This window comes from Mesorhizobium sp. WSM4837, assembly GCF_055811435.1.
The window spans coordinates 26,600-33,956 of the sequence record NZ_JBVVQE010000075.1; the positions used below are offsets into that span (position 1 = coordinate 26,600).

Consider the following 7,357-nt stretch of genomic DNA (forward strand, 5'->3'; position numbering starts at 1 on the left):
GTCATACTCGCACGATCACGCGTCGCGGCTGAGCGCGGCCATCGGAATTGATATCGATAAACCGCAGAACGAGTTCTCCGTCTGCCGTGACGTCGTCGCCATCGAGCTTGCGGCGGTTTTCAGTCTCCCGCAGCAGACGCGCTTTGAAAGCGAGTAGATCTTCGTGACACTCAAGCGAGAAACTGCTCGGCAGTGCGCCCTCCGCGACGCGCCCGAGGAACTCGAACCTCGTCGGCGAAAGTGCCAGGAACACGGGAGGAATTTCGCCGCCTCGCACCAGCTTGACCGATACTCCGAAGTGTCGGCCAGCTTTGTCTGGGACGATGCTGACCTCTTCACCGCTCGCACGAGGTACCGAGATAATTTCATCGAGCAGAGGACTGCGCTTCGACTGCGAAAAGCTGCCAGACGTCGCAAGCACAAGCTCATCCTGGTTCTGAACCAGCATCCCCGTGAAGATACGATTCAGCCCGCGGACGACCATACTGACCGCCTGCCGGGGCGCGGCTTGTCCGGCTGAGATTCTTTGTGCCGTTTCGAGATACAGGCCGGCGTAACGAAACACACTGAGGTCCCACAGATCGTACTCGTCGATCTTGGACTCTGGCATCGTAAAGAACAGGCGCTGCCGTTGTGCGCGAAGCGCTCCGAGAAACACGGTGCGACCGTTGGCGTCGGCTCCCTCAAGGTAAGTGCGTTGAGCAGCGGTAAAGGCGGCGGTCGCCCCGTACACGGGATCCGAGACGACAAGTTCATCGTAGTCGGCCTTATAGGCCGGATCGTCAGCGCCATAGACGAGCAGATTGTCAACCCGGTTGCTCGTTTCCGCACCGATCCCAAACGCGTTGAGCTTCCGAAAGAGTTCCGTCTTCTCAGCCCTGCTCGGTTTCAGATTCTCACCAAAAATGTTGCGGTAGATGCTCGCTAAATCGAGGTGTCCGGCGTCCTGCAGCGCAGGCACGTCGGCGCATGTCATCAATCCGTCCCGGGCGTCGGGATGACCGAGGAGACTGTTGGCAATCAACGCCAGGAGTTGACGCACCGGAAAATGGCTCCCGTTGCGCTCGCTAAGTTCAATGACCGCCGCAAGCCGCCTTTTGAATGGATCCTCTTCACCGACGCCTATGAGCCGTCGGCGATTTTCGAATATGGGACAGATTGCGCCGTCGCTGCGCGCGGAGCAGCCGTCGCAGCCCTGCCAACCTTCATGCTCTGTTATCGCCTTGATGATCGCAGTTACCGTCTGAGCCGCCGGAGATCGACTGAGGTCTCTCAGTTCGAGACGAATTCCCGCGTCGTTCGTCACGCCCGTAACCAAGAGGTCTTCGACAACTTGGCTCGCCCGTTCGATCTCAGGCGTCTTCGGCGCAGATTTGAATTTCTCGAGGAGCTGCCCGTGATTGGCGGCAAGGAGATAGAAGGTTGCTGCGGTCGGATTCGCGATATCGGCCGAGAATTCAGCGATAAGCGATGCACTTTCGTCATCGCGGAGTTCGCTCAAATCTTTGACGACGACAAGAGAGCGACTATCGCCGAGGTCCAGACGCTGAACCTTGACGCCCAGGTTCCAGAGGTTCGCGTCGCCGCCGAGTTCGATCCAGACCTCTCGGCAATGATATGTTTTTCCATCCCCTGCTGTGCCGGTGATGATGTATGAACCTGGGGAGGCCCCGCGAAAATTTTCAACGAGCTCGTCGCGAAGTGGCGCGGGCAGTGTAATCGGCCGAATTTTGTGACGACGCAGCGCACGCTGAATCGTCTCGTCATACATATTATCGTTGGTGGGGATCGGCCCGTAGTTTCTGAGAAACCTGATCCACGCATGTATAGATGGCGTTTCTGACACGCGCCGCCCCCCAAGTTTCGGCAAAGTTGTAAACGACGTAATGATTCGGTGGCCTAATTTAGCAGCAGTCGCTGCCGGCCATCCACGCATCTTGCCTTATTTCCAACTTGTCCCCATCCCCGACGTGTTCGAAAGCCAAATACGACACAACTCTTCCTAGACGACTAACGCGGGCCGTGAAGCGTGATCATACGACGCCCCAGGCGCGAAACCTTCCCCTCCCCGTCATCTCGCGAAGGCCAAGCTCACCGATAAGATTGAGCGCGCCCTGTTTCGAGACTTTTAGCACCTCTTGGATCATGCCGGTCGAGACGATCGGCCGCGACAGCACCAATTCGACCAGGTCGGCCAGTTTCGAGCTGGTGCGGCGTTGCTTGAGCCGTCGTTCCATCTGGGTTTTCGCCATCGTCAGCCGGTCGTGCTCCTTCAACCCCGCCAGCGCCGCCTCGTGAATGGCATCGAGGAAGGCCAGCAGCCGATCGGAGCGATTGCGCGCCCGCCGCCGCTCCCGCGGGATGTTTTTGGCGCCGAGATGCAGGCTGGCGAGATGATGAGCGGCAAGTCCTTCTTGCCGCAGCAGAGCGGAAATGAGCAGCGGTCCGACCCAGGCGCCACGCTGCAGCACCTCGATGTCGGACCAGGCCTCGAGCAGCAACGCTGCGCGCAGAACGACCGGCAGATCGCGCGTCCTGGCGATCACATCTTGCCATTCGGCCAGCCGTGCATCCTCGTCCCAGTCGAGGTCGTAGATCAGGTCCGGCCTGTCGTCCGGGCGCGGCGTCCTCGCCGGCACGACGGTGCCGCCAAGAATCTTCGATGAGCGTGCCAGGACAGCATCGATCTCGGCAAATTCTTCAGCCAGAAGATCGTCCTCACCATCATCCCGACCGTCGGCTTCAACGGGGCTGGCTCCAGCCCCCTCCCCTTCCGGGCCTTTTTGTCCCGCCGCCGGCATCGCGCCGCCCCGGCCGGTCAGGGCCAAAAAACCGTCGCGGCTGAGGGCCCAGTCCGGCTGCTGCGACAGAATTCGGCGGCGGGTTCGCAGAACCGCGTGGGCCCGGGTGAGCTCGTGGGTTGGGGCGCGAATGTCCATGTGGGCGTCGTGCAGGACGAGGTCTTCGAGGTGGACGAGCTCGCCCTCGAGCCAGAGTGCGGCGGCCGCGTCGGCGAAGTTTTGGCGCTCGACAAAACCGTCGCGGACGGGGGAACGAGCCAGCCGCTCGTCGAGTCGCGCCAAGGCTTCGGTCGCTGTCGCTTTTACTTCCCGATTTCAAACCCCCGAACGTCATATGCCGGTTAGGTTTCCGCGCTACGAAGGGCGTGATTTTCGCTAACGATTTCACTGACTGCTCGATTTGCCGAAGCCATTGCACAACCGAAAAGCAGCACCTGCTTTGTCGCATTCCGATGAAGTGTGGCTGGCTGCACGCCGTGTCGCCCGCGAGCTTGACAGGATTCTCGACGGTTCGGGTCCACGACAGGCGGCAATCAATCGGGCCGCAGCCGAGCTGCGGCTCTCGACCCGCCAAGTCTATAATCTGCTGGCGCGCTACCGCATCGATCGCACCGTGACGTCGCTACTGCCCCCGCTGGATGGCGTTCGTAAGAAGCGCCTTAACCAGGGCATCGAGGAGATCATCGCCTCGACGCTGCGAGAGCAGTGGCTGGTGCTTGAAGCTCCTCCGCTCGCGCCTGTCGTCGCGGAAATCCGCGCCCGCTGCGAGGAGGCCGGGCAGACCGCTCCGTCCTATCTCACCGTCGCCCGACGGATACCCCTGCTATTCACGCCTGAGGAGATCGCCGGGAAGCGGTCGGCGAACCCGAAGCATCTCCATCGGCTCAAACCACGACCGGGATACATCTACGCGGCACGACCGCTCGATGTGTGTCAGATCGATCATACGCCCACCGACATCAATTTCGTGGAGGTGATCGAGGGCGGAGGAACCTTCGTCGGCCGGGCATATCTTACGATCGTCACCGACGTGGCGACGCGCTGTATTCTCGGCTTCTGCCTTACGCTTGAGAAGCCGTCGGCGCTGTCGGTCGCGCTATGCCTGGCGCAGGCAATGAGCCCGAAGGATGTCTGGCTCACCGCGCGGGACATCGAGCATGGGTGGCCGATGTTCGGTCGACCGCGGTCGCTTGTGACCGACTCGGCCAAGGAGTTCAAAGGGCATGCTTTCCAGCGTGGGTGCGAGGACTACGGTATTCGTATCCGCTACCGGGACCGTGGTCGCGTCCATCATGGTGGCGTGGTCGAAAGGCTGCTCGGGAAGCTCAACTCCGTTCTTGCGACACAGCCCGGCTCGACGGGCCGATCCGTGGCGGATCGCGACGAATACCCCGCGCAACGGCGAGCTCGCCTCAGCTTCGTCGATCTCGAGCGATGCGTCGCGCTCGCGGTGATCGACCACAACCTTCAGGAAAACGCAAGGACGTTGAAGGTGCCGGCCAAAGAGTGGGAGAGGCAGACGCACGACCTCCCCCGCTGCGACGATGATCCGATGCGGGTTCTGCTGGCATTCCTTCCTGGCGCGGAGAGGCGCCTTTCACCGCAGGGTGTTAGCATGTTGGAGCTCGAATACTACTCGTCCTGGCTGGGCGGCCTGGTCCCGCAGCGAGATCGGCTGGGCAAGATCGAAGTACGCTACGACCCTCGCGATATCAGTCACATCTATATCCGCGATCCGGAGTCAAGGGAGTTTCGGCCCGTCGAGAGGCGAGACGAATCCCTCGCGCCGATCACCTTGTGGGAACATGAAGCCGATCGCATGCACCGACGTGCCACGAACGCGCGATCGGATGTCGAGAAGGTAGTGCTCCGCCGACGGATTGCGGAGATCGCCGGCAAGCAAAAGCCTTCGAAAGCAGACCTCCGCAACGCCGTGCGCCGAACCCACGCGGTGGAGGCCGCCAAACCCTATGATGCAATGCGTCCTCCGACGCCGGCGCCTGTTGAGCATCCCGTACGTCAGAAACGCCGTCTGCCGGTCGAGGATTGGTGACATGGCGGACCATCTGCTCGACCATGTTCGCCCGTACCTCGATCGCTGCGCGGAAGACCGGATCGCCTACATCCGGGCGCCGCGATGGATCGCACATCACGTCGCAGTACAGGCACACGAGCGCCTTTCCGAACTGCTGTCGCGACCGGCGGCGTTGCGGACCAGAGGCCTGATGCTGGTCGGGCCCTACGCCAACGGCAAAACGATGATCGCGGAACGGTTTGCGGTAGAGCACATGAAAACGTCCGAGCGGCAAAGAGTGTGGGTGGTCCAGACGCGCGAGGGTGCCGGCCTTGCACATTTCTATGGAAGCATCCTGCAGGCGTTCCGCGCCCCGGTCGGCAATGGTCGAGATGTTGGCCGTAAGGCCGAACAGATCGATCATCTGCTCGACAGACTGAAACCCAGGATCCTGATCTTCGACGAATTCCACAATGCGATTCGCGGCCGCTCGCGAGACGTCGAGGCGGTTCTCGCGTTCCTGAGGCGGATTGGCCGCCAGTTCGACATCTCTCCGGTTCTGATCGGCGAGGTCGCCGTCTACGACTTCATCAACGAGACCACCGAGATGGCGAGCCGGTTCGACCTGCACGCTGTGCCGCGGTGGCAATACGGCGAGGAATTCCTGACGCTCCTGGATAGCCTCGAGGGAGCATTGCCGCTCGCCCGTGCTTCCGATCTTTCGGATGAACCGTTGGCGCGAACGATCTTCCAGCTCTCAGAGGGATTGATCGGCGAGATCGTGGCGATCGTTTCTGCGGCCGCCGCGGCCGCCGTGAGGTCTGGTGCGGAGCGGATCACGAAATCGGGTCTCAAGGCGCTGAACTACATCCCAGTCTCGAAGCGCCGCCGGGCGCCAGTGCGTGACGGCCTACTGTGAGCGGCGAGGCAACCGACGCAGGGTATGCCATCGAGATCCGCGAGCGGTATCAAGATGTCTTTCGGGATCGGTGGCCTGTATCCATTGATCCGAAGCCGGATGAGCTGCTGTCGAGCTGGCTCCACCGCCTCGCGATCGCGAACGGTCTCGCGCCGCGCTCGTTCGCCGGCGTCCTTGGGCGTGGCGACGGGATGTGGTCGCCCCGCCTCGACCTTCGGCTTCTGCCTCACGTCGCCGCTCAGCTCAGCGAGCAGACGGGCGTTCCGCATGAAGCGATCTCTGCGTTGGCGATGACTGGCTGCGCTTTGACGCCGCTCCTACTGCCGCTGCGCGAGAAGGCTGACCGGAACCGTTCGACCTGGATGCAGTACTGCCCTCGGTGCTTCGCCGACGATGAGGTGCCCTATTTTCGCAGTTGCTGGCGGCTGGCGACGCGAATCTCGTGCTTCGTGCATGGTCGCGGTCTTCGGGATCGATGTCCCGCCTGCCGAAGCGGGGTCGCCGCCTTCGACCAGGGCGAACTTGTCCCACAGCATTTTTGCGCCCGATGCGGCTTCGATCTGCGCAGGGCATCGAAGGTCTTCGTCAAAGCGCCGGCACGACGGCTGGAACGGTCGATCGACGATATTTGCAGGGTGGAGATGGCCAAGGGATCGACGACGATCGGCGATCTGACGTCGCGCCTGCTGCGCGCGCCTATCATTGCAGGCGTCTCATTGGGGAAGACGCTCACGAACCTGTCCACGTCATCGCGTATCCGCTGCTTCGAATGGCTCGCCGACAAGCATGTCAGCTGGTTGACGGAAGACGAGGACGATGCCGTTGCCCGGCGACGTCGGCTCGTCCTGGCTGCAGGCGGCCATGACCGGTTGATCGCGCACTTTGCGGATTTCATGGACAAGCATCAAGCATCGCCGAGGTCTGTGCGGTCACCCTCGACCGGCGCTGACCTTGCGGCCCTGCTCGAGGCCTATTCGCGCGCCACTGACGGTGGATCAGAGCGAAGCGTCCCCGTGTTCTTGCGACCCCGAGCGGATAGAATTGTGAAGTTCAGAAGATAACCGGAGTGATTGTCCACCAATCGCACAATTTGCGGGCGCTACGAGTGCAGGAGAGAGCTGGAGCGCGCGGAGAAAACCGGAGTGATTTGCTCAGATCAGCAGCTAAGTCGGATGATTTCTCCGAGGGAGCTGTTTCAGGAATCGACCCTAAGCGGAAGCTCGCTCGCTCCGGGTCAATTCACGGCCATGACCCGAAAGCCACCTCCGCACGTCGAGCCGTGAATGACTGCTTTGCGCCCCCATTTCGGCCATTCAGGCAAACTTTGCCTTCGCCAAGAAGCGGACTTTGCCGCCGACACCAGCGGCGGCAGCTTTGCGCCCCCATCAAGGTCGTTTAACGCTCGCGCCGAAACTCCAATAGCGGCCGTCTAGGCGCGCCTCCTCTTCTTTTCGTTTTGCCCGCCCTTCTTGTCCGGCTTGGCAGGCGCGCCCGGCTTACTGTCGCCTGAAGGTGTGGGGATGGTGGTCTCGTGTTTTTTGGACCGAGTCTTAAGCAGCTTCCCTTCGGCCGTGGCCGCCTTTCTCGCCTTCTTGGTGGTCTTGGCAGCCTTCCCAGCCTTGG

6 protein-coding genes are annotated in these 7,357 nt (G+C 61.6%); 3 read left to right on the top strand and 3 right to left on the bottom strand.

What is annotated here, in order from left to right; all coding sequences use genetic code 11:
• Position 1: 1 nt before the first annotated feature.
• Both AC0L3D_RS30355 and AC0L3D_RS30360 read right to left on the bottom strand, forming a co-directional pair.
• Complete coding sequence (locus tag AC0L3D_RS30355) at positions 2–1,771, bottom strand: hypothetical protein (RefSeq protein WP_473646794.1); 1,770 nt, start codon at positions 1,769–1,771, stop codon at positions 2–4.
• 262 nt (positions 1,772–2,033) lie between these two features.
• Complete coding sequence (locus AC0L3D_RS30360) at positions 2,034–3,083, bottom strand: RHE_PE00001 family protein (protein WP_473646796.1); 1,050 nt, start codon at positions 3,081–3,083, stop codon at positions 2,034–2,036.
• A 157-nt stretch (positions 3,084–3,240) separates the two neighbouring features.
• Here AC0L3D_RS30360 and AC0L3D_RS30365 point away from each other — a divergent pair, with 157 nt between their 5' ends.
• From AC0L3D_RS30365 to AC0L3D_RS30375, 3 genes are read left to right on the top strand one after another with little or no spacing between them, the layout of a single operon-like run.
• Positions 3,241–4,854 carry a transposase gene (locus AC0L3D_RS30365; RefSeq protein ID WP_473646798.1) on the top strand — a complete coding sequence of 538 codons (1,614 nt, stop codon included), beginning with the start codon at positions 3,241–3,243 and terminating at the stop codon, positions 4,852–4,854.
• Position 4,855: 1 nt separating this feature from the next.
• Entirely contained in the window at positions 4,856–5,734 is an 879-nt protein-coding gene (locus AC0L3D_RS30370) for a TniB family NTP-binding protein (protein ID WP_127420259.1), read from the top strand.
• Positions 5,731–6,795, top strand: coding sequence for a TniQ family protein (locus tag AC0L3D_RS30375; RefSeq protein WP_292675306.1), 1,065 nt, complete (start codon positions 5,731–5,733; stop codon positions 6,793–6,795). Before AC0L3D_RS30370 ends, AC0L3D_RS30375 begins: the two co-directional genes overlap by 4 nt.
• 368 nt (positions 6,796–7,163) lie before the next feature.
• Here the strand turns inward: AC0L3D_RS30375 and AC0L3D_RS30380 are convergent.
• The coding region (locus tag AC0L3D_RS30380; RefSeq protein WP_473646800.1) for a hypothetical protein at positions 7,164–7,357 on the bottom strand (194 nt) is incomplete at its 5' end.

Coding starts and splice junctions, on each gene's coding strand:
- AC0L3D_RS30355 (WP_473646794.1), bottom strand. CDS start 1,771: ATGTATGACGAGACGATTCAGCGTGCGCTGCGTCGTCACAAAATTCGG.
- AC0L3D_RS30370 (WP_127420259.1), top strand. CDS start 4,856: ATGGCGGACCATCTGCTCGACCATGTTCGCCCGTACCTCGATCGCTGC.